Here is a 23654-nt window from a genome sequence, read left to right as displayed (position 1 = left end):
GGCTCTACCAAAATTGATAAAAATGCTCTAAAACCTAAAAAATCTGTTAAAATCACGTATTTTGGCATAAAATTACTTTTTAAGCCTCTAAAATAATACTTCAAAATACCTTTGAATACGAGTTAAGTTCAAAAATTGATATAATATTACATTTACTTTCAAAATTAGAATTTATTGCAATTTATTTTCATAACTTTCATAAAAACATAAATATTTAGTATGTTTTGAAAGCTCAAATAAAGTTTATTTCCTAATAAATAAGCTATTTATTGCTCCAATTCAAATTTTAGATAAAAACAAAGAATTAAATAGATTTTAAGTAATTATTATATAAATTTTTCAAGAAATAAGCTATGCTATTAAATATTAGCGGAAATAAAGGGATTATGTGAAAAATGGCAAAACCTCAATTGATAAAAGTATTATTCGATATTTTGAAATATCAAATTTATAAAAATAATATAGCTAGAAATTTAAGGATAAAGCACATATTTGCACCTACACGCCATTCCCTACTATTATGCAACATGAAACTATATTTTCTTCAGAGGTGTTCTGCTATCTCAGAGACTTATATATTGTATCCACCCTGCAAGAAAGTTTCTAGCATTCTGGATAGAAAAAACCTCTACTGGTAAAAAAAAGCACCTTTTCAATGCCTTTTTGTTTATCCTTCTTGTTATAAGCCATTAATTCAGTTTTTACAGGCATATGAAAGTACTGTCGACTATGCCTGAATAATAACAAACAACTCCATTCAAAGCTTTCTCTGAAAGGGTCTATATGCCTAAACTGCAAACCCTGAATATGGATAAAAAAGTGTTTGTTGGTGTAGACGGTTGCAGAGCAGGTTGGTTTGCAGTTGCACTAACAGAAACTGATAGTTTTGGTGTATTTCAGTTTCCTAAAATCCCGGATCTTTATAGCTATTTTTGTGATGGCAATACTCATGTGCGTATACTTGTGGACATCCCTATTGGTTTAGTAGATAGCAAATATAATTTCAAGAGAAGGTTCTGTGATGTAGAAGCTAGAAGCTTATTAAGACCCTACAGGCAATCCAGCGTTTTTCCAACTCCCTGTAGAGAAGCCATCTATGCAAAAAGCTACGAAAGCGCTTGTGACATCAACGAAGAAGTTACAGGCAAACGACTTACAAAACAAACATGGGGAATAGTTCCAAAAATCAGGGAAATGAATGATTTTCTTATAGCCACAGATTCTGCGAAGGAAAAAATAATAGAAACCCATCCCGAAATTTGTTTCTGGGCTCTTGCCGGAAAGCCAATGGAATATTCTAAAAAAGAGAGGGAAGGTTTTAACGAAAGAAAAAAGCTGCTGCAAGAAATTTGTACTTCCACAGATGAAATTGTACAGAATGCTCTTTCTAAATACAGACGTAAAGACGTAGCAAGAGACGATATTCTTGATGCTCTGGTCGCCTCTGTAACAGCAAAGTTATCTTTTCAGAGGGGACTAAAATCTATTCCCGAAATTCCTGAAAAAGACTCTCAAGGTCTTCCTATGCAGGTGGTTTATACAACGGTTTGCTAATAAGTCTACCCAAAAACTAAAATTTGCTTCTCTATATCTCATATTTTGAGCGACGAATTGAACTTATGACTCTGAAGACAACCCAGAACATTTCTGAAATTGAGAACAAAAATGAGCTTTGGAATGAGCTCATTTATTGTTTTGGTACCATCTTATCAATTTAAGGAATATCAATATATCTAATTTTTTCTTTAAACTCTCCTAAATGCTTTTTGTGGCTCTTTATGCCTTTTTCATTTAGAAGTTTTGCGAATTCCTCAAATATAATTGTTACACTTGGATCAACCATTTCGGGAAAAGCTTCTATTATCTGATTAATTAACTCTTTTGTTTTCGAGCTATCTTTTTCTTCAAAAATATCTTTATTTTCAAGAATTTTAAGCAGCCCCTTACAGATGTAGTACGTATTTGCTTTATTGTATGTTTCTTTTGCGTACTCGAACTGATTCACAGCTTGTTTAATCAATCCAAGATTCGGCTCCTCTGAAGAGAAAGCTTTGTTCATGTATTTTCTTCCTTTGAGATAGCAGACTGAAGAGGAAGTCATTTTTGAGATTTCCTCATCATCTGTAATCTTTGCCAGCTTTTCAATCGCTTTTATAGCTCTCTCATATTCTGTATCTCTTTTCGAGTCATTCTTATCTCTTGTATTTTTTACTACGTAGTTTACATAAGCGTTAAGACCAGCTTCCATCACCAGTTTTCTTTCATGATTCAGATGGTATTTGATAAAAAATTCCTGATTCTTTTTACAGAGTTTGTAAGCTTCTTCCAAATATTTAATCTGATCTTGAGGATTAGTTTCTTTTTCTGCTTGCTCAGCATTTAACTCGACAAGTCTAATTATTGACTCAGATTTCTTGCTTATAGTTGGATGCTGCATAGGTTCTGTATATACTTCAAGTGCTTTTCTGTATATTTTTTTCGCTTCTTCTATGCATTCCATATCTGAGAGCAAAAAACCAAGAGCATTGAGCGTCATTGTTGTGTATGCTTGATACAACACATTTTCAGGATCAGTTTTTAGAAGTTTTTCGTTAATATATAGAGCCTTTTCTAGAGTCTCTTTCGCTTCTTTCATTAATCCCATCTTTTGAAGTGTGCAACCTAGGTTGTTGAGCGTACTTCCTACATGATATTGCCACTCTACATTGTTGGGATCAATTTTGATAAGTTTTTCTCTAGTATCCAGTGATTTTTCAAACATTTTTTTTGCTTCTTCTATTTGCTCATTATAATTAAAAAGCAAACTACCAAGATTATGAAATATCATTGCAACATCTGACTGATACTCTAAGTTTTCAGGATCTGCTTTCAGAAGCTTTTCATAAATATCCAGAGCTTTTTCTAGTGTTTCTTTTGCTTTTTCTATGCTTTCCATCTCAGCAAACAGGTTACCTAAATTATTGAACATCATTGCTACATATAATTGATACTCTATGTTATTGGAATTTGTTTTCAGAAGCTTTTTATAAATATCCAGTGCCTTCTCGTATCTTTCTTCTGCCTCTTCTAGTAGCCCCATGTTTGAGAGCAACATGCCTAGATGGTTGAGTACATTTGCCATATAAGACTGGTATTCTATATTTTCTGGATCTTTCTCAAAAATTTTTTGAGAAACTAAAATGTACATTTCATAGCAGTTTTTTGCATAAGGAAAACGTCCCATACTATAGAAGGTCATTCCAAAAAAATAGATATTTTTTAAGTACATGTGAATGAGAGATTGGTATAATTCATTACAAGGATCTTTTAAGAGATATTCCTCAGCAATTTTCAAGATCGATGAATTAATTTTCTGAGCTTCCTCGTACTGACCTATAGCTTGTAGTAAAGGTCCCCTAATAGTTTGAATATAGAGATACGTATCACATGATTCCGCTTTTTCTGCTTCTTTGAATTTTTCAAGTTTTTTTAGAGCTTCTTCAGGTTTGCTTTCTTGAATTAGTGATAATGCCTCACTTAAGTGTTCTTCTACTTCATTTCTTAAATTAAAATTAGAACTCACGGATTCCAATGTTTTTAGTGTACCTTGTATATCTTGTGAATATGATTGATACTCTACGTTTTCAGGATCATTATTGAGGAGTATTTCATAAATTTCTAGAGCCTTTTCATAATTCTCTTTAGATTCTTCTATTTGTCCCGAATAATAAAGCAATGCACCTATATTGCTAATTGCTACTGCTAAATGTGCTTGGTATTCTACATTATCAGGGTTATTTTTGAGGATTTTTTTCCTTACATCTAGCGCCATTTCGAATTTTTCTTTCGCCTCTTCATTCAATCCCATTTTTTGAAGTAAAGCACCTAGATTGTTGAGTGTCATCGCTAAATTTAATTGATACTCTGTATTTTCGGGGTCTATTTTAAGAAGCCTTTGTCTTATATATAGAGCTTTCTCGTTCATTTCTTTTGCTTCTTCGATGTGTCCCATATAGTAAAGTAAGGTGCCAACACTGTAGAACGATATCGATAGATTTGATTGATAGTCAACGTTATCGGGATCCTTTTCGAGAATTTTTTGTCTAAGATTTAATACTTTTTCATACCTATCTTTAGCCTCTTCTATGCACCCCATTTTTTCAAGCAGGTATCCTAAATTGTAAAATGATAATGCTAGATTTGACTGGTAATCAACATTATCAGGATCTTTTCCAAGGATCTTTTGCCATAAATTTAACGCTTTTTCATACTTACATTTCGCCTTTTCTATTAACTCCATTTTTTGAAGCAAGATCCCAAAATTAAAGAAAGAAATTGCTAAATCTGATTGATATTCTAAGTTATTTGGATTTTTTTCGAAAATTTTTTGCCTTATATATACCATTTTTTCGTAACTATCTTTTGCCTTTTCCATGAATCCTATATCAGAAAATAATTCCCCTAAGTTTTTTTGTGCTTGTGCCACGTCTAATTGATACTCTGTATTTTCAATGTCTGTTTCGAGAATTTTTTGCCTTATGTTTAGTGCTTTCTCGAAACTTTCTTTCGCCTCTTCTATTCGTCTCATTTTTTGAAGCAAAATACCAAGATCGATGAACGATGTTGCTACGCTTGATTGATACCTTAAGTTAGTGGGATCTTTCTCGAGGATTCTTTGCCTCAGATTTAATGCCTTTTCGTAATTATCTTTCGCCTCTTCCACTAGTCCTACGTCAGAAAGCAATACACCTAAATTATTGAGTGTCATTACTTCATTTAATTGGCATTCCACATTTTCAGGATTGTTTATGAGAATTTCTTTCCGTAGATTTAATGCTTGTTCGTAATTTCCTTTAGCCTCTTCTCGTAGTCCCATAGAATAAAGTAAGGCACCTAAATTGTTGAGAGTCATTGCTACATCTAATCTATACTGTATATTCTTCGAATCTATTTTTAGGAGTTTTTGTCTTATTTCTAGCGCCTTCTCATACCTTTCCTTTCCCTCTTCCAGATGCTTCATTTTTTGAGACACTACACCTAAATTATTTAGTGTTCGTCCCACATCTGACTGATACTTGGCATTTTCAGGCTCAGTTTTGAGTAACTTTTCAAAAATGTTTAGTGAACTTTCTAAGCTTTTTTCTGCCTCTTCTATGTATCCCATCTCAGAAAACAAATTTCCTAAATTGTGGAGTGTAAAACCTATTTTAGATTGATACATGATATTTTCAGGATCAATATTAAGAAGTCCTTGAGAAGTAGAAAGGTGTATCTCATAGCACCTTTTTGCTTGAAGAAAATGTCCTCTATCATGGAAGACACTTCCAAGTTTGAAAAGAGAATCAAGGTTCATCTTAATAATTGACTGATAAAGTTCCTTATCAGGATCTTTTAAGAAAAGTTTCTCTGTAATTTTCAAGTTCTTAGAATAGATTTTTGAAGCTTCTTCATACTTGCCTAAAGTCTGTAGAAGATTTCCTTTTATAGTATGCACTCTGATAAAAATGTCGTTTGCTTCCGCCTTCTGTGCGGCATCTTCAGCTTTTTCAAGCTCTTTTAAGGCTTCAATAGATTCGCCTTCTTGCATCAGCAACAACGCTTCACTTAAGTTATTTTCTGCTAGATCTCTCAATTGATCTATGTCAAACATCAACTCATTTAGGTTATTCAATGTACCTGCTAGATATGATTGGTAATCTAAATTATCCGAATCTATTTCAAGAAGTTGTTGCAGAATATATAGTGCTTTTTCAAAAGTTAGTTTTGCTTCTACTTTTCTTTCCATATTCGCAAAGAAGACACCTAGATTATTTAGTGTAGTTCCTACGTTTGATTTATAGTCTTTATTTTCTGGATCTATTAGGAGAAATTTTTCATAAATACCTAGGGCCTTTTCTTCCTTATTTTTCGCTTCGTTGATATGACCCATAGAATAAAGCAAGTTTCCGAAGTTAATTAGTATACCTGCTAGATGTAATTGGTAATCTATATTTTCAGGGTCCTCCTCGAGAATTTTTTCGTAAATTTCTAGCGCGCTTTCTAATTTCTCTGATGCTTCATCAATTCGTCCGATCTCAGAAAGTAAATTCCCTAAACTATTTAGTGCATCTCCTACATTTGATTGACAGTATATTGTTATCTCTTTATCATACGTACATAGTGCCATAATTAAGAGTTCTTTTATTTCCTGGATGTAAAAAGAAATATTACTTGATTCTGCACACTGAATTACTTTTTCGGCTTTTTCTAGTTCCTTCAAGGCAATTTTTGGTTGGCCTTTTTTCATTAACGATAAAGTTTCATTTAAGTGATTTATTGCTAGATCTCTCAATTGTTCGGAATCTTCGGACATAATTTAAAAGATTACTTTCAATTTTTATAACTTTCGTTTTTTTCTTTCCATCACTGCGCTTTTCGATTCCTTTTTGCTAACTTCATATCAAAAAACGGTATATTTAAAGAGTAGCGGAAAAGTGATAAAATACATAATTCTGTTAGAAAAAAAATGTCGAAAGAAAAAAATATTGAATTGGTTTATCCCCTAAGCAATGCTGAGTTAAGGTTAGAAATCTTTTTATATTGAGTTTATTACCAAACCAATTTCTCCAAATCTTTAAGAATCTAAGAATTATTTCATGATCAAAAACTCAATTGGCTTATTTCAAATTTGAGATTCGATAAATCAATTTTGAGCTTTTTAATTAACTGATTAAGTATATAAATTCATAACTTTGTAGACAAATGAAAATAATTATCACTTACAAGTAAATAGTAATTTTTTATGTTCGTTAATTTTCCGTATCTTGAAGGCAAGAAACTTGATAATAATGGAATGCTCGCTGTGTTTTGTGGTTCAGGAATTTCAAGAAACTCAGGCATGCCCATGGTGAACGTGCTTATTCAATATATTATCCAGAAACTGGGCATTGACACAGTCGATGAGGATGTAATTCTCAAATCTGATCTACCTTTTGAAGCGATTATGGAAATATTATCAAGGACTCTGGACATAGAAGATATAATCAAGGCCTACCAGTTTGGAGAACCTAACGCTGATCATATATTAATCGCCCGGCTAGCGCGTCTGGGAGTTGTTCGAAAAATCTATACTACGAACTTCGATGAACTGATTGAAAAAGCTTTAGATCTGGAAGGATTAAAGGACAAATATATAACTTATTCTAATGAAACAGACTTTTCTACCGTGAATCTGGCTGCAGAAGAAGAAAAAATTACTGTATTCAAGATACATGGTACTGCATCTCACCCAGACAGTGCCCGAGCTGTCATTAATAAAATTTCAAGTAATTATCTTTACAACATGAGATCCCGAATTATCACACATGCCTTTTCTGGGGGTCGTCACAGTACTATATTGGTACTTGGTTATAGCTGTTCTGATATGCTAGATATTTTGCCAGCAATCGAAAGCTTGGATAATAATTGGAAAGAAGTGATTTTTATTGACCATCACAGTGACAAAGGTGTCGAAATCGAGGAGATAGGAAAAAAAAGCATAAAGAACCCGTTTCAAAAATTTCCTGAAAATTGCAAACGAATTTATTGCAATACGGATGAATTCATCGCTGAGTTCTGGAAACAAAATATTGATGTGATAGGCACCTTTCAAGTTAGCCAACAGAGCCATGACTGGAAAAAACAGGTAGATAAATGGCTAGATGTCGTTGAGTCACATAAAGGTGTGAATTATTTTATACTTGGCTCACTGTTCTTTAATGTAAGTGATTTCAATAGAGCTCTCAAATACTTCAATACATCGCTGGATATACAAGTTAACGGCAAAAATATCACAGGTCAGATTAACTGCTACCTTGGTCAAGGAAACTCTTTGTCGGAACTAGATAGATATTCTGAAGCCCTGGTAGCTTATGAACACGCACAGAACTTGGCCGAGCAATGTTCCGATGACCTGTTAAGACTCCAGTGTTATGGCAATATCGGAAATATATACTATGATGATAAAAATTACCCAAAAGCAAGAGAATATTACAATAAATCATTAAAAATATCTCTAAAGACAAAAAATTACAGTTCCATAGTCCATGACTATTACAGCTTAGGCAATATATCGCATATTACCGGCAACTTTGAATCTGCAATAGATTATTACAACAAATCAATTGAAATTGCTCGGCACTACGGATATAAAAAATTAGAAGCAGTATCACATAGAGGTCTCGGCCAGGTTTATCTAGAACAGAAACAATTATCTCAGGCAATTGCTTCGTTTGAAACTTCCATGAATATAGCAGGGCAAATATCGTACAGGAAACTTGAATTATTGTCAGCATCGAGACTCAATGAAATATTTGAGATTATGGAAAAGGCAACCCAGTATTATAAAGAGGGCATGGAATATGATAAAGCTGAAAGGACGGACGATGCAATTATTGCTTACCGGAAAGCAATAGCACTTAACCCAGAGGACATCAATGCACATCTGAATTTAGGTAATAGCTTCATGAGTAAAAGTCTGTATGACGAAGCCATCGAGGAATATGAGACGGCACTGAAGATCAAACCTGACTATGCCAAGGCGTACTGCAATATAGGTTCGGTTTTGTTGTATAAAAAGCAATATAAAGAAAGCATTGAAAAATATCGGGATGCTCTGAAGATTGATCCTAACTTCCCCCAAGCTCATGAAAACCTTGCAAATATCTACATAGAAATAGGACTCAAAGACAAGGCAATTAATGAGTTAAAGACCCTGCTAAAATGCAGCCCGCAAAATATGTCATCAGATGAATTTCTTCATTATTCTGTCGTCAGATACAAACTTGCATCATTGTTAAAAGAAGAAGGGAAGACAGATGAATCCATTTTTGAGTACAGAATTCTCATAGATCAGGTTCCAGAGTTCGCACAAGCTCATTACGATTACGGACAACTTCTTGAGAAAAAAGGACACTACTCTAAAGCAGTGAAAGAGTACCGAATAGCTTTGAAGATAGAGCCAGAGCTTATCGACGTTGAACAGCGTATTAACTCCTTAAAAGAAAAAAAAGACAATTTTAGTGGTTATCAGTTATTTGGTAAAACATTTGAGAAGAAGTGAATAGAATGTTCCATGTTAAATTATCATCATATCAAAAAAGCGATGATATCAAGCTTTTGTCGGAGTACGAAAAAGTATTAGAACAAATCGAAGAAAAGCTGAAAGAAGATCCCAATAATGCAGAGGTATGGAGCATAAAATGTTCGATATTTACTGAACTGAGCAAGTATGAGAAAGCTATATTTGCTGGGGAAAAAGCAATAACGCTTAATCCAGAAGACATAGATACATTGAACAATCTTGGCGTTTGCTATATCTTTCTCGATCGCTACACGGAAGCCATCTCTTGCTGTCTCAAATCAATTGAAAAAGACCCTGCAAATTACTTGTCGTTGAATAATTTGGGAACCTGCTATAATCACCTTGGACTAGCAGATGAGGCCATAAAATACTGGAGGAAATCACATGAGATTAAACCAAGTTTGTTATCCTCTAATAATATTGGAATGTACATGATGGAGAATAATCAATATGATATGGCTATAACTTATTTTGATGCTGTGCTGAAGGACTATCCAGAAAATTACGTTACCTTGACGAATAAGGGAGAATGTTTGAGAAATAAAGGAGCTTATAAAGAAGCAATAACATTCTTAGATCAAGCTATTCAGTTAAACAGCTCATATATGCCCGCCCAAATTTCTCGGATAAAGTCTTTGATCACACTTCATCTGTATGAAGAAGCACTTAAATCTATCGATATGCTTATGAAAAAAGACGATAAAAACACATTCTTATACTCACTAAAATCTCATTGTTTGATAGAATTAAACTGCAGCAGAGAAGCGTTATTCACCTGTGAAAAAGCGCTAGAACTTGAGCCAAACAATAAAATTTTTTATTTATCAAAAGGAAAAATTTTCTATTCATTAGGTGAGTATGAAGATACAATAGCTAACTACGAAAAAGTCTTAGAAATTGATTCATTGGATTCTTCGGCCTTAATAGGAAAAGCTGCAGCTATCATAGATCTTAATCGTTCCGAAAAGATGGAAAGTAAGAGTGAGAATAATCAGCCTATGGCAGAGGTTTTATCACTGTCCTCGGAAAAGTGGTCTATAGAAAGCATAAGTCGTTTCGAGGAAGCAATTAGGTGTTGCGATAGTGCTCTAAAAATCGACCCAAATGACGCCCATGCTTTGTACAACAAAGGATTTTGCCTGATGGCTGCAGATCGAATCTTTGAAGCTTTGGAGTGTTTTACCCAGGTTATACAAATTGATTCATCTTATTATAAAGCATGGTACTATAAGGCTATCCTAGACATTGAGTACAATAAAGTAGAGGCCTTAAACTCTGCTCGTGAATATTTAAAAACAGCACCTATTAGTGATGAAAATCAAATAAAATATATGACCAAATTAATTGATGTACTTTCATCCAAGGTGGACTAATTACAAAGCAAAAAACACAAGCTGTTTAAATTAATTGCGTCTCAAGTAAAAGTCAGAAAAGCAATGTTATTTCCCGACTTTACGCAGTAAAATTTCATATTTCATAGTTTTTCCTACTAGCAATTATATACCAGAGTGGATTAATTGGAATTTTATGTAGGTGTTAAAAACAGGTAGTCCATCATTTGTTGATTGATATTAATCCAAAATAATCAAAATACAGTTTACAGCTATTCCTTTCCCACATTTTTAGCACTGCTATGGCCGGCCTGCTGTGTGAGTATATAAACGTACGCAAAAGCCATGTTTGAGACTATATCACAAAAACATAAATCAGGTATTAGTGGAAAATTAAATTTCTATTGATTGCAGAGATAATTTAGTGCGAGGGATGGGATTCGAACCCACGAATTCCTACGAAACTAGGCCCTCAACCTAGCGCCTTTGACCTGGCTGGGCAACCCTCGCATAACGATATCTTACAATAAAGAATTTGAAATTCTTTACAAAAATAACTTTTAGAAACGTATGAAAATTTGAAGTTTTTAAGTTAAATGTTTTAAATTGACAGATTAAGAAATTTAGTGCGAGGGATGGGATTCGAACCCACGAATTCCTACGAAACTAGGCCCTCAACCTAGCGCCTTTGACCTGGCTGGGCAACCCTCGCATTTCGTATTAATCTGTGTCTAATCTATGTTTAATAATGTTTCATTATGATAATCCGGCGCGCTTTACGCCTTGCACTCCCTCACAATATCGTGGATAATATATAAACGTTTCGAGCCGTGAAGGTCACCGGGAATAAGTTTTGGAAGAGCACAAATAAGACAGAATGTCTCCTGCAGTACTCAGATGCAAAATAATAATATGTAAGGCGTAGAGAGTCCAGATAAATATCTACTCATTGAAATATTCAGGGCTCTATCGGGCCTTAACCTCAAAAAATTGGATATGGGCCTGTACCCGAGCAGGAGCTCAGAACTGGTCCAGAATGCTCAAAAGTTCTTCAGCTCTGCCTTTGACCACATTTGACGCATTAAGGGCAAGATCTTTGGCTGTGTAAGAACCATCGGACTCCATTGTAAACACAAAAGCGTTCTCATCGAAGCTAATGTTTATTGCGTGGATGTCACAGACCTGCTCGCAGAGCTTGCAGAGTGAGCACTTCAGGATATCCTCGTCAGAAACTCTGGCGCCTGATTCTTCAAACCGTATAATGCCTTTCGGACATTCGGTTGCACAGTGTCCGCATGCATCACAGTTTGTAATGGTTATAATAGGCACGTTCTTGTAGCCGCAAGCGACTCCTGCCTGCCATTTAACACTATCCCTGCCGTAGCCCATATGAGCGAGAGCCTCAAGCACAAGCTTCTGTCCTTTTTTCAGTTCAACAATCGGGATATTGAGATCCGCCGGCTGTATCTTCGGGTCAGAGGATATAAGATCCCGTGAATAAACCGTGCACGGACCTTCTGCACTCAGGGTTAAGGAAACCTCGCAGGCAGGACAGCCCTCTCCTCCGCAGACATCGCATTCTGCCTGTGGCACATACGTCTCTACATCCGTAACAAGCGGGATTAAGGACAGACGTAGAGCCAGTTGCTCATCATAGAGTACCGATGTATTGTCGTAAAGGTTCACATATTCAATCGCAAGCGTTGGTACATCTGCGACCATAGCGCGCCGAATGCCGTTGGCAAAAGATGTGCTAACTTTTGAAAGCACGAATTTTGCAGATCTATCCGATAACTCCAGAATGTCTACTTCCATCGTCATATTCCTTAATTTCCCTTATATTTTAATGCATTCAAAAAGAGAATTTTAGAAGAATTTCCTGAAGAAATTCCCTTAAGAATTCTCTTATACACGTCTTCCGCCTTTGGGGCGAGTGCCGTCGTGCGGGACAGGAGTAACATCTTCAATCCTGCCAATCCGGATTCCTGCTCTTGCAAAAGCCCTGATTGCAGCCTGAGCTCCAGGGCCCGGGCTTCTCTGCTTGTTCCCGCCGGGTGCTCTTACTCTTATATGGATGCCATGTATGCCCTTATCCCTGAGCTGGTCAGCAAGCTGGCCTGCCATCTGCATGGCAGTATAAGGAGAACTCTCGTCTCTTGCAGCTTTTACAACCATACCACCGGAAGACTTTGCAATGGTTTCAGCCCCTGTGATATCAGTTACAGTAATAATTGTGTTGTTAAATGAAGATTTGATGTGAGCTACGGCCCATTTCATGTCTGCCATGATTATCTCCTCCCTCTCTTCTTCCTTCCGCCGCCTCTTTCAGGAGCTTTCTCTTTAGCCTGTTTTGCTTCTGCAACAGCCCTTAAAGTAGTTGTGCTGTCCGCAAGAACAGATGCTACCTGCACAGGTCTTTCAGGGTGAGATTCGCTAACAAATGGAGAGGTTGCATAGTACCCGATATGCATTTCATCTTCCTTGGAGACAAGCATTCCCGGAACCGTGGCTTTTCTACCGTTTATTGCAATGTGACCGTGAGTGATAAACTGACGAGACTGGACAACTGTCCTGGCAAGTCCTAGACGTAGGACCTGAGTCTGGAGTCTCCTTTCGAGAATATTTTCAGTTTTTAAAGAAAGAATATCGTCAATGTCAGCATCTGATTTGATGATGCCATAGCGGATAAGCTTTGCAAGGATTTCTTCAGATTGTGTTTTCTGATGCCCTTCAAGTCCTCTTTCTTGAGAGTTTGCAGCGCTTGCAAGTAATTTCCGAGCTTCAGACCTGTACATTCTGAGCATACTGGCTGCTTTCCAAACTTCTCTCTTATTTCTGAGGCCGTATGCCTTTACAAGCTGGACTTCAGATGCCATCCTGGCTTCCTGCCAGGGGTGCTTAGGAGTCTCGAAACTTTTACTTTGTTTACCTGGATATGCCATTTAAAATCACCTGACCGGAAAATCACTTCTTCCTGCTGACACCGACAGTTGACCCGCGGCGGCCTGTAGATTTTGTTCTCTGACCTCTAACCTTAAGGCCTCTTTCATGCCTGAGTCCTCTGTAAGCACGGACCTTCTTCAGGTTGTTAATATCTTCCCTGAAAGTCAGTAAGATATCTGTTCCAAGCAGGTGCTTGTCCTGTCCTGTTGCCAGGTCTTTTTGCCTGTTCAACATCCAGGATGGAACAATCTCCTCAAAATTCCCGATTGCGCGGTCTAGCTTTGCTACTTCTTCATCTGGCAGATATCCAAGTGTAGCAGTAGGGTCTACCCCTGCGCCCTTTGCGATAAGGATAGCTGTGCGCCTCCCTATTCCTGGGAGACCTGTAAGGGCGTACTCTACGGGTTTTGCCCCCTGCAGGTCGGTATTCATAATCCGAACAAGATGCCTTAATTCTTCATTATTCTTTTCTTCTACCATATATTCCCTCCAGGGGAATGTATACAGCATCCTGTAGCCCCTGATCGAATACCCTAAAAGAATACACGAAAAGTCAGGAGCAGCTCTCTAAAGGAGCTTCTTTACAGCACATACTGATGAATTCATTTACATGCTGTTACCAGTATATAAGGATATCTGCGTTTATCCCTAACTGAAAGCGATGTTCGAAAGGACTAAAAGTCAATAGCAGTTATGTTGGCCGTGGCTTGATATCAGATATGCTGTAAAAAAGTCGAAAAACATCTTTACCTGCAGCAACATAATTTTTTCAAAGAAATAAAAATAGGTTGGTTCAAAGGCAGTCCTTCGTAAAACAGTAATGTTGTGACCTTAACCACCCTTAGGGAAACATTTTCCTCAGAGAGTCTTCAAGAGTAAATGTGGGACGAGGAGACCTGGAGATACAGCTATAAAGGTATTATCAGATAAAAACACCCATAAGAGAAGGAATTTAGTGCTTAACCGATGACCAATGGAAGATAAGGAGTATGAACAATGGAAGACATAACAATCCACGAATTTGATTTTGCCCTCATCAATGAATTTTTCACAGATCTTGACCGGCAGGGACCTGGCAGCCCCGAAGAAACCATCAGAGCATTAGGTTTTATCGACAATCTTTCAAACAAAACAAAAATTGCCGATTTAGGTTGCGGTACAGGCGCTCAAACAATGGTTCTTGCACAAAATACAGAAGCAACCATCACCGCCCTCGACCTTTACGCCGGCTCGATTGAGAAACTTAACGTAACAGCCGGAAAACTTGGTTTACAGAACAGGGTAAAAGGTATTGTCGGTTCAATGGACAATTTGCCGTTTCAGAATGACGAATTTGACCTTATATGGTCTGAGGGGGCTATTGCCAATATAGGTTTTGAAAAAGGCTTGAATCACTGGAAGAGGTTCCTCAAAAAAGATGGTTATGTTGCCGTAACATATGAGTCATGGTTTACTGATGAGCGCCCCGCTGAAATTGAGAAGTGGTGGTTAGACGCAGTTCCTGAAATTAGCACAATTGGGCATAATATTTCCATCATGCAAAAAACAGGTTACATCCCAGTTGCTGCATTTACGCTGCCTGAGACTTGTTGGATAGACAATTATTTTATTCCGCAAAAAGCAAGGCAAGAGGAATTTTTGAAAAAACATGCTGGAAATAAAATCGTTGAGGATCTGATTGCACTTATGAGGCGTGAGGCAGACTTATATTCAAAGTATAAACAGTATTATGGATATGTATTTTATATTGGGAAAAAGATATAAAATAATAATGGTTTACGCCGCCACTTCTATTGGAATGTATTGAGGAAATGACACGGCTTATGGATGGTGGTGGAAACACGATACTTAGATAATTTATAGTTAGTTTTTCTCCTATTCGCCATACCACTTCGGACCAACTTGGCCCGAAGTCCCGGAAAGGAGTTACCCTTATGAATAGAAAACGCAATAATATCTGACCTCTTTTTAGTTTACATAAAGCCGCTATTACCGCAGCTTAAATGTCTTTGGTGCAAGCCTGTATGCAAGAATCAAGGCGACGGCGATATATACAATGCAAAATACTGAAATCAACGTGCCGAAAATTAGAGTCGGGACTTTCTTACCGATGGCAAAATAACAAACAAAATAAGTAAAGGAATTAACAATGGCAAAAGTGCCACTTTTTATTTCTAGATTGATATTATAGGGCTGCAAAAGATAATATAATACCATGTTGTGCACCGAAAAAAATACAGACATGGCGATAATGGAAACAAACAGCAGCACATAATTAAGCGCGTTATCCGTTCCACCTGTAAACCATAACAGAATCGGGAGCCCGAGTGCAATTGCCGAAGCGGGCATCAAGTTTATCAATAGAATGGATTTCAGCCGTTCCGTAAAGAGAAACAGAATTGCACGCGGTTGCCTGTAAAACCGGTAGGCAAGCATACTGTGGTCACAGTTCATGAACATGGCCTGGGTGATAACCTTTCCGCGATTAATAAAATACATGATGAACAGAAAATAAGGTAAAAAGGTCAGCATCATCCCGTTTATTTTCGGTTTTGCTTCCGGGAAAAGAAAACAGGCTATGATGGAAAGCGCAAGCACTGCAAGGGAAATCAAGGTGATATGTTTGGCCGATTTGGTCAGCAGACTGCTGTGCCGCTTAACAAAAAGGTCGTTGAAATACTGATAACCGCTTTTGCTACTTGTTGCCTTAAAGTCTATATTATTTTGCAAAGATTTTTGAGTAGCACGTGCAGCCATATCTTTTCTGTTCATAGCAAAATTATCCGCTGTGAGAAGTTCCTTGCAAATCCTCCGGTATTCAGGGAATTTGAGCACATACAAAAAAGAAAACACAGCCATAACAGCAAAAATGACAAACAGAGCGAGAAAAACAGCTCCGTTCATGGCATAGCCGAGAAACGGTGGGAGGTATGCCGCAGCCAATGATACAGCAATGCCAGCCAGAGCAACCGAATCGAGCTTATTTTCATTTTTTGCATGGCCGGTTCTGACATAATCATGAAGCGCGAGGGCAGTAAAAATCAGTTTTACGGAAACAACAAAAAGCGGCATCAAAAGGCAGATAACGGTAGGCACTCCGGAAAGCCGTCCAAGAAGCAGCGTGAAAGGCAAAAACCCGATAATGATTTTCAAAAGGAAATAGAAGTAATTCGAAAGCGTATACTCCCGCGCGTTCATTCGCATGAGAAAAATGGCATAATACTTGTCTCTGGTGGGATGAAATATATGCGTGTTAAGGAAACCGCCCGTAATGGTAAGAAAGAAAAACATATGCATGAAGCTGTTCGCAGGGCTGCTTTTCATATGATCTTTTAGAAGAAAGATAATAATAAACAGATAGAGCAATTTGCCAAAAAACATCGAGATAATCTCCCACAGGATGCTGACGAAGTTGGCAAATATTTTCAGCCCCGGGCTTCTATAGAGCGAGACCGGCAGCAGCCTGTTGATGACAGGGATGGATTTGAGCGAATAGATGAAGCCATTGGCTTTATACGTGTTTTTCAGCCTGAAGGACATAATGAAAGCTTCAATCATATTCATCCCTCCTGAGGGCCTGAATAATTTTATTCTTAAAGGCCTCGTTGTTGAGGTCATCCTTTTCCATTTTTTCCAGAACCCCCCCGCTCAGAATCACGATCTCGTCGCATAAATCCAGCGCAAGCTCCATAATATGAGTGGAAAAAATAATAATGTGGTCTTTTTTGATCTGGCGCAGCAGAGTCTTCATTTCGTCGGCGACCACAACGTCAAATGAGGTCAGCGGCTCGTCTAAAAGTAGAATGGCTGGATTTGCGATGAAGCTTACAAGCATTTGCATCTTGTTTTTCATACCATGGGAATAATCTTTCAAAAGCCTGTCGCGGTCATCGCGTCCGATCTTTACAAAATCGAAATATTCGTCAATAGGCTTAATGTCCGGAATTTTATTCACGTTGATGTCAATAAAGAACTTTAAAAACTCTCTCCCTGTTAAGAACTCCGGAACGACTGGTGTCGACAGGACATATCCGATATCGTCTGGATAAACTTCTCTCTTTACTCCATTTTCTTCAAAGAGAATTGAGCCGCCGTCAATCCTCAAATCCTCATTGATGCAGTTAAACAGCGTGGTTTTGCCTGAGCCGTTTCTCCCGAGAAGTCCGTAAATTTCCCCCTTTTCAAAGGCAAAACTCGCACCTCGCAAAACCTCTTTTTTGTCAAAACTTTTTACGATATCGTTCAGGATCAGTTTCATTTTCAATATTCCTTCTCTGTTTGTTTCCGATTGTTTTTTTCGTTCCCGCCTGAAATCAATCGATAATCTTTCAACGGTATTCTTATCCTGACATTGTCAGATCAACTTCTTTTTTCGATAATAATTCCTGTATTATTCCATCTCTCCCATGCTTTTAAAAGATTTTTATTCACAGTTTCATTCTGCAAATCCTATCTCTTTTAATTGAGAGCCCTTTTTCTTTCACAAACTTACAACCAGTTCCAGCAAAAATATAGGCATATTAGTCCCAGGAGCAAGAACTTATTCAACTTCAATCAAAACCTCAAGTATTTATGATCCTTTTAACCTGCTTTTTTTAGGAGAGGTACTCAACACTTCAGGTACAGTGGAAATCTTCCTCTTGATCTTTTTTTTGAAGGGATTCCAACTATGGTTCTTCAAGATAAAACTGAGTATTAGAAACTACATTCACAACAAAACCGAGATGCTGCAGATTTAAACATAATTTTGAAAAGGTTTAGAAACGTAATGTAGTGCATCGATTCCAAAGTATGTCAGAAATGAATTTTTTGAAAACCACTGAAAGCACGGAAGACACGGAAATCAGTAGTAAAGGCGTGTTTCTTCCGTGCTTTCCGTGTTTTCCGTGGTTGTAATATCCAGATAGAATCACTCTGCGACCGGCTGCGTTTTCCGTGTTACAAAATTCCATATGACTTTAAAGTAATATTTGCGTCATAAACTATGATTATTTTCTTATTATGTGCATATTTGAGAATCGATATAGTAGAAAAGACTTAGAAACGTAATGTAGAAAAGGCTTATAGCATAATTTAATAGAGGCTTATAAACATAATTTAAAAGAGGCTTCAGAAGATACGCCGAGGGGGAGATTCGAACTCCCGAGGGGCTAGGCCCCACAAGCTTTCCAGGCTTGCGCCCTACCACTAGACTACCTCGGCACATGCATTACAAAACTTATACCTAACCTTTGGTCAAGCTCTCTTTTAGAAAGGTTGTGGTCAAGCTTCCCATTGGAAAGATTGGCATAAAGCTTATGGCACGACTTATACCATAACGGAAATAGTGATATATAAACCTTATTCTAAAAGATGAGGGTTCCAAAAATATGTTATGTGTTATGGCTTACCGCCATACTCCTTTTACTCCTTCTACTCCTTTTTATTCCAACCTCTTGGATAAGTTCCCGTCTCCATCATAATCCGGACCGGGGTAGCTGCAAGTCCGGTCGAAGCTTTGAGGAGCTCTTCTGTACTCATTTCAGCTTTTGCAAGGGCAACAAGCTCACCTTTAAGAGTAAACAGCGCTGTAAGCTCTCCTTTCTTAAGGTTTGCATCCAGGCTTGTTATACCTGGAACTGCCAGAGTAGCCCCTGAACAGACTGCATCTACTGCACTGTCCCGCAGGATAATTTTGGGAAGGTGAGATACAGCCGTTTCCATTGGCATGATTACACGCCGGATTTCAGATTCATCCCCGTCTTCCTTCCAGAGTACATATGCATCTTTGAGATCCTGGAGAGTGACAAGCGTTTCCTCGGTAAACGGGCCTGCTTTTGTCCTTCTGAGTTCCTGCATATGTCCGCCGCAACCAAGAGCAAGCCCAATATCATGGCAAAGTTTCCTTATGTAAGTACCGGCTTCGCATCCTACACGAAAGAGCACAAAACTCCCTTCAATTTCAAGCACTTCAAGGTAATAGATCGTCCTTACCCTGACAACGCGTTTGACAGCTGATTTGATAGGAGGCATCTGGTAGATAGGGCCAGTAAATTCCTCACAGACCTTCCTGACAAGTTTTTGAGGCATTTCCTTATGAAGCTTCAAGAGGCAGACATATTCCTTTCCAGAAAGACGCAGAGCAGGAACCGCCTTTGTAGCCTTTCCAAGTAAAGCGGGCAAAAGCCCTGTAACCTTGGGATCAAGTGAGCCTGCATGCCCTGCCGTACCTACGCCCAGAATAGCTTTTACCCAGGCTGCAACCTCGTGGCTTGTCGGCCCCTTTGTTTTATCAATATTTACAACCCCTTTCTCGATATATTCGAGAATAGGGCGCTTTTCCGGGTAAGAACCGTAAGAGGGGTTTGTCCAGGCGCCGGATTTCCGGACCAGAGTTCTTTCAGTTTCGGACGGCAATTTGCCAGCAGGTGACATAGTTTTTCAAAAACTCCTGAATTGAATTTATAGACGTAAATATGATAGATATACAGTAACTTGTAAATAGGCATAATGAAAGCGAACCATAGTGAAAATAAACCCGAGATTTATAAATTTGAGAGTCATAAACTTTAGATCTATAAATTAGAGATTTATTAATTTGAGAGTCATAAACCTGAGATTTATAAATTTGAGAGTCATAAACCTTGAGATTTATAAATTTGGGAGTCATAAATCTAAGATTTATAAAAAGATTTACGGAAATTCCCATATGCGTATAAAAAGGAATTCCAGCATTATTAATTCAGCATTAATTAAGAGAGAGCATATGCCGAAGACCTGTGATTACTGTAATATCAGTATATCACGTTCCGGCAAATAAAACTCTACGCCTTGTATAAAAATCCAGCCTTTAACAGATTAAGGGCAATTACTCCGGCCCTACGATGGAATCGATAGCGGCCCTCAGAATATCAAGAATCTGGTACTGGTTCCATTTTTCAGAATCAATAACAATGTCGTAAATAGAGAGGTCATCAATATTGATATTGTAATAGTTCATATAACGGAGGGCCTCAGATTTTTCCCTCTCAACTGTTCTTTCGAGCTCTTCGTCAAAAGAAACTGATTTTTCCCGCCTCAGGATTCTTTTTACCCGTACAGGCAACGGAGCCTTTATCCAGATTTTAAGTACATTCGGAACATCTTTAGCCATATGGCCTGCAAGCCTGCTTTCGAGGATGAGCTGTTCATGACTGTGGATAACGTCCCTCTGATTTTTATCAATAGCCAGGTCAATTGAAGGGTCTTTTTCGGCCATAGCTCCGAATTCTGCCAGGCTCATTCCCTTCTCCCTGGCTATCTTCCTGAAAATTTCACCAGAGGAGATCAGTTCAAGTTCATAGTATTCTGCAAGGAGCTTTGAAACTGTTGTTGTCCCACTTCCGGGAAGCCCGCTAACCGTTATTCGCATCAGACCCCACCGATATCCAGTGCCTTTCTGATAAACTGGCTAACTCCAAGAGAACAAATGAAGTACCAGTACAACCAGTTCTGGAAGTACCAAAAAGCATGGGTTGTCAGCAACTGTTTACCCCAGAAAGGAAAAACCATCGTGGCACTCCCGTGCCCGCTGATGTAATAATAAGCCCACATGAAGAGAGGAACGGAAATGATACTGATGTAAGCCATAGGCTTGAACTGCTGCTTGGACATCTTCATCTGGTCTTCCATCATTGCCTGGCGTTGTTCTTCCAGTTTTTTAAGCATATAAGTGTTCTGAGAAAGCTGTGCCTCCCGGAATTCCTTCTGGAAAACCTTCATGCGTTCCTGGGTATTCCTCATGAGGTCCCAGTCAATTGTGTATTTCTGGATAAGGGATGCGTAAATAGCAGTAATAGATGCCATTACCAAAAGGATTAGAAAGAAATTCTCCTGTCCGATCAGAGCAAGTATGGGATTCATTAAAGTCCCTACGACTTCCCCGACAGCCTCCCTGAAACCCTGCCCAAGGACCATAATCCCAATCATAAGGGAAAAACCGAGAGCCAGCAGGAACCGGTCTATCTGATTTTTTAATGTCTCCGAAACCAAGTTGTCCTCACCATTCAGATTCAATAGTTATTCTGAGATCTTCAAATGTAAAAGAATTCCAATAATAGAAGCTTGACAAGCTTAAAGTATTGTAAAGTCGTGATAAATCAGCTCAATTACGGAGCCAATTTTAATGATTACGCAGGTTGTTCTGGTTAATAAGTGTCGATGTATATATAAGTTATACTATTTGATGAAATTAAGATTGGACTTTTCCGAACAATGCCGGATCAGTAGCAGTCAAAAATAAGCGTACAATCACTAATTCACCAGTATAATCTTTAGCCTGCGTCTCTAATTGTTAACCTTCTTCCGCCACATGTAGCTGTACTCTTATAAAAGCGCTTACACTCGGAAACAAAACGGCCCTGAAAAACAAAGTTTTGGGAAAAAGGTTCTCAAACTCAAACATCGCCACGTTTTCTGTTAAGCCTTTTTTCAAAATTTTTGCGTTGAGTCGGTTGACCACGCAGACTATGTCGTTGCTGTAGTTTTCGCTCAAGCCTTTTTTGAAAAGGCTTGCAGTAAAGCAGTTTTTTGAAAAGGCTTGCGGGACTCAGGCGGAAAAGAAATAAGAAAATATGTTCAAACAAAAAATGTTTAAATATCTTTTCATAAGTTATCATAACAAGAGACTACAGCCTGGGAAGTTGAGAGATAAACTTATACAGGCTTTAGGAGGAATTTGAAAAATGCAGTTTCCAAACCCCAATGGACAGTTTCCAAAAATAAGCAGTAAAGCCTTGATATTCGACACCGCGCTTATAGTAGGAAATGTAACTATAGAAGGGGACGTATTTGTCGGCCCTAATGCCGTAATTAGGGCAGACGAACCCGGATCTTCAATAGTTATCCGAAGCGGCTGTAATATTCAGGACAATGTAATAATCCATTCCCTTTACAATTCACAAGTGGAGATAGGCAACAACACATCTCTTGCACACGGGTGTATCGTACATGGCCCCTGCGAAATAGGAGAAAATTGTTTTGTAGGGTTTGGAGCCGTGACTTTTGACTGCACCCTGGGAAAAGATACTCTGATTCTTCACAAGGCTGTTGTTCGCGGAGTCGAAATTCTTCCTCACAAAATGGTGCCCGATGGAGGCGTTATCAAAGATCAAAGAGCGGCAAACTCACTTGAAGATATCACGACAGACCTTGCAGAGTTTAAAGAATCGGTTGTCAGGGCAAATCTTGAACTGATAGAAGGATATAAAAGACTTCAACTTGAAGAGGAAGATCTGCCTTTAGGGATATTACAGAAAAATAAGACCGAAAAAGCCCAGAGCTTTGAAATTTCGGAGTAAGAAACTTCTTTGAGTTCCGGATTAATGTGAATGAGAGCCAATCCGAAAAGTCAATAATGGCATGTTTTAAAGCTACAATAGGCATGTAATATCCAGCATCATTTCTTATTACGGTACTGTTAATTTTAAGATACAGTAGGCCACAACACTTTTCGGATAGGCTATAAGTACCAACTAACAAATTCAGCTAAAGATCTTATTAATATTTGGTAATTAGAGACGCTCCATTATTTCAATATCAAAGGTATTTCCCATCCAGTTTTTCTAAAATTTTTTTTCCCTCTTCTGTCAGGATATACTTTCTCCATGTGGTTTTTTCAGGAGTCAAACACTGAATTAAGCCCTTACTCTCAAGTTCCTTTAAAGCATGGCTGATATTCTGTGTGGATCGGCTTGCCTCATGAGCAATATCCGAAGCCCTTACAAAGGGGTGCCTTTTCATGGAGTCCATCAGAATCAAACGGCGATCAACGCTGATAACCCAGTTCACCAGTTCATCGATCGAGTTTTCAGTCATATTAACTCAGCTTCTCCGTGTGTAGTTTTTGTTGATATAAATAGCCACATATTATTTAAATACAAATTATTTGAATCAAATGAATGCGAAAAAAGCAAGAACATTTCGATAAATCCTATCTTCGGCAGGTAAACATATAATTTAATATAATTAATTTTTATATCTCTTTTCTTGATCTTCCATGGCAGATAAAAACAACATTAGAAGAGTTGAATCCTCAATAAAACGTACAAGCTTCTTAGGTCACCTTGGTCTCATTGCTGGAGTTTTCCGCGAGCTTGAAGTTGACAAATTGATCGATGAGAAACTTCCTAAAGAACGAGATCACAAGGTTCCTCACTCTGTCTGTATCCTTGCCATGGTACTCAATGGTCTTGGTTTCATAGGGCAACGTCTGTACCTTTTTCCTGATTATTTCAGAACTATTTCTATAGGAAGACTTTTTGGAGACAGCGTCACACAAGAAG

Annotated in this window: 18 protein-coding genes and 3 tRNA genes; 6 read left to right on the top strand and 15 right to left on the bottom strand. The window is 38.0% G+C overall.

Features of this window, described 5'->3' with window-relative positions:
- The first annotated feature begins 783 nt into the window (after window positions 1–783).
- Complete coding sequence (locus FXW07_RS03610) at window positions 784–1554, top strand: DUF429 domain-containing protein (protein WP_229393783.1); 771 nt, start codon at window positions 784–786, stop codon at window positions 1552–1554.
- Window positions 1555–1714: 160 nt separating this feature from the next.
- Here FXW07_RS03610 and FXW07_RS03605 read toward each other — a convergent pair whose 3' ends face one another.
- Window positions 1715–6331 carry a tetratricopeptide repeat protein gene (locus FXW07_RS03605; protein ID WP_229393782.1) on the bottom strand — a complete coding sequence of 1539 codons (4617 nt, stop codon included), beginning with the start codon at window positions 6329–6331 and terminating at the stop codon, window positions 1715–1717.
- 429 nt (window positions 6332–6760) lie between these two features.
- On the opposite strand from FXW07_RS03605, the gene FXW07_RS03600 reads away from it, so the two are divergent.
- Complete coding sequence (locus tag FXW07_RS03600; RefSeq protein WP_229393781.1) at window positions 6761–9058, top strand: tetratricopeptide repeat protein; 2298 nt, start codon at window positions 6761–6763, stop codon at window positions 9056–9058.
- Window positions 9059–9063: 5 nt separating this feature from the next.
- A complete protein-coding gene (locus FXW07_RS03595; protein WP_229393780.1) occupies window positions 9064–10452 on the top strand; it encodes a tetratricopeptide repeat protein in 1389 nt (462 codons plus the stop codon).
- A gap of 383 nt (window positions 10453–10835) precedes the next feature.
- Here the strand turns inward: FXW07_RS03595 and FXW07_RS03590 are convergent.
- The 6 genes from FXW07_RS03590 to FXW07_RS03565 form a co-directional block, all read right to left on the bottom strand.
- Window positions 10836–10920 (bottom strand) — tRNA-Leu (locus FXW07_RS03590).
- Window positions 10921–11037: 117 nt separating this feature from the next.
- Window positions 11038–11122: transfer RNA gene (locus FXW07_RS03585), tRNA-Leu, on the bottom strand.
- Window positions 11123–11430: 308 nt separating this feature from the next.
- Entirely contained in the window at window positions 11431–12231 is an 801-nt protein-coding gene (locus tag FXW07_RS03580) for a DNA-directed RNA polymerase subunit D (RefSeq protein WP_048118588.1), read from the bottom strand.
- Window positions 12232–12315: 84 nt separating this feature from the next.
- Window positions 12316–12696 carry a 30S ribosomal protein S11 gene (locus tag FXW07_RS03575; RefSeq protein ID WP_011305118.1) on the bottom strand — a complete coding sequence of 127 codons (381 nt, stop codon included), beginning with the start codon at window positions 12694–12696 and terminating at the stop codon, window positions 12316–12318.
- Between the two features lie 2 nt (window positions 12697–12698).
- Entirely contained in the window at window positions 12699–13352 is a 654-nt protein-coding gene (locus FXW07_RS03570; protein ID WP_229393779.1) for a 30S ribosomal protein S4, read from the bottom strand.
- Between the two features lie 22 nt (window positions 13353–13374).
- Entirely contained in the window at window positions 13375–13863 is a 489-nt protein-coding gene (locus FXW07_RS03565; protein WP_082091031.1) for a 30S ribosomal protein S13, read from the bottom strand.
- A 486-nt stretch (window positions 13864–14349) separates the two neighbouring features.
- Here FXW07_RS03565 and FXW07_RS03560 point away from each other — a divergent pair, with 486 nt between their 5' ends.
- Window positions 14350–15117, top strand: a complete 768-nt coding sequence (locus FXW07_RS03560; RefSeq protein WP_229393778.1) for a class I SAM-dependent methyltransferase — start codon at window positions 14350–14352, stop codon at window positions 15115–15117.
- Between the two features lie 225 nt (window positions 15118–15342).
- On the opposite strand, the gene FXW07_RS03555 is transcribed toward FXW07_RS03560, so the two are convergent.
- From FXW07_RS03555 to FXW07_RS03525, 7 genes are all read right to left on the bottom strand, one after another.
- Window positions 15343–16911, bottom strand: a complete 1569-nt coding sequence (locus tag FXW07_RS03555; RefSeq protein WP_229393777.1) for a hypothetical protein — start codon at window positions 16909–16911, stop codon at window positions 15343–15345.
- Window positions 16904–17611, bottom strand: a complete 708-nt coding sequence (locus tag FXW07_RS03550; protein ID WP_229393776.1) for an ABC transporter ATP-binding protein — start codon at window positions 17609–17611, stop codon at window positions 16904–16906. Before FXW07_RS03550 ends, FXW07_RS03555 begins: the two co-directional genes overlap by 8 nt.
- 861 nt (window positions 17612–18472) lie before the next feature.
- A tRNA-Ser gene (locus FXW07_RS03545) sits at window positions 18473–18555 on the bottom strand.
- A gap of 210 nt (window positions 18556–18765) precedes the next feature.
- The gene (locus FXW07_RS03540; protein WP_229393775.1) at window positions 18766–19767 is read right to left on the bottom strand and encodes an RNA-guided pseudouridylation complex pseudouridine synthase subunit Cbf5; all 1002 of its coding nucleotides are present in this window, start codon (window positions 19765–19767) and stop codon (window positions 18766–18768) included.
- Window positions 19768–20200: 433 nt separating this feature from the next.
- Window positions 20201–20743 (bottom strand): (d)CMP kinase, encoded by a 543-nt coding sequence (gene cmk / locus FXW07_RS03535; protein WP_229393774.1) that lies wholly within the window; start codon window positions 20741–20743, stop codon window positions 20201–20203.
- The gene (locus FXW07_RS03530; protein WP_229393773.1) at window positions 20743–21363 is read right to left on the bottom strand and encodes a DUF106 domain-containing protein; all 621 of its coding nucleotides are present in this window, start codon (window positions 21361–21363) and stop codon (window positions 20743–20745) included. Before FXW07_RS03530 ends, cmk begins: the two co-directional genes overlap by 1 nt.
- Window positions 21364–21664: 301 nt before the next feature.
- Window positions 21665–21865 carry a hypothetical protein gene (locus tag FXW07_RS03525; RefSeq protein WP_229393772.1) on the bottom strand — a complete coding sequence of 67 codons (201 nt, stop codon included), beginning with the start codon at window positions 21863–21865 and terminating at the stop codon, window positions 21665–21667.
- A gap of 190 nt (window positions 21866–22055) precedes the next feature.
- On the opposite strand from FXW07_RS03525, the gene FXW07_RS03520 reads away from it, so the two are divergent.
- Entirely contained in the window at window positions 22056–22670 is a 615-nt protein-coding gene (locus FXW07_RS03520) for a carbonate dehydratase (protein WP_229393771.1), read from the top strand.
- 238 nt (window positions 22671–22908) lie between these two features.
- Here FXW07_RS03520 and FXW07_RS03515 read toward each other — a convergent pair whose 3' ends face one another.
- Window positions 22909–23187, bottom strand: a complete 279-nt coding sequence (locus FXW07_RS03515) for a sugar-specific transcriptional regulator TrmB (RefSeq protein ID WP_229393770.1) — start codon at window positions 23185–23187, stop codon at window positions 22909–22911.
- Window positions 23188–23368: 181 nt separating this feature from the next.
- On the opposite strand from FXW07_RS03515, the gene FXW07_RS03510 reads away from it, so the two are divergent.
- A partial coding sequence (locus tag FXW07_RS03510) for a DUF4277 domain-containing protein (RefSeq protein ID WP_229393769.1) occupies window positions 23369–23654 on the top strand: 286 nt, incomplete at its 3' end.

Source organism: Methanosarcina sp. DH1 (assembly GCF_020804205.1).
Classification (GTDB): domain Archaea; phylum Halobacteriota; class Methanosarcinia; order Methanosarcinales; family Methanosarcinaceae; genus Methanosarcina; species Methanosarcina vacuolata.
The sequence above is the reverse complement of the archived record's forward strand: the minus strand, read 5'-3'. Positions and strand labels throughout refer to the sequence as shown.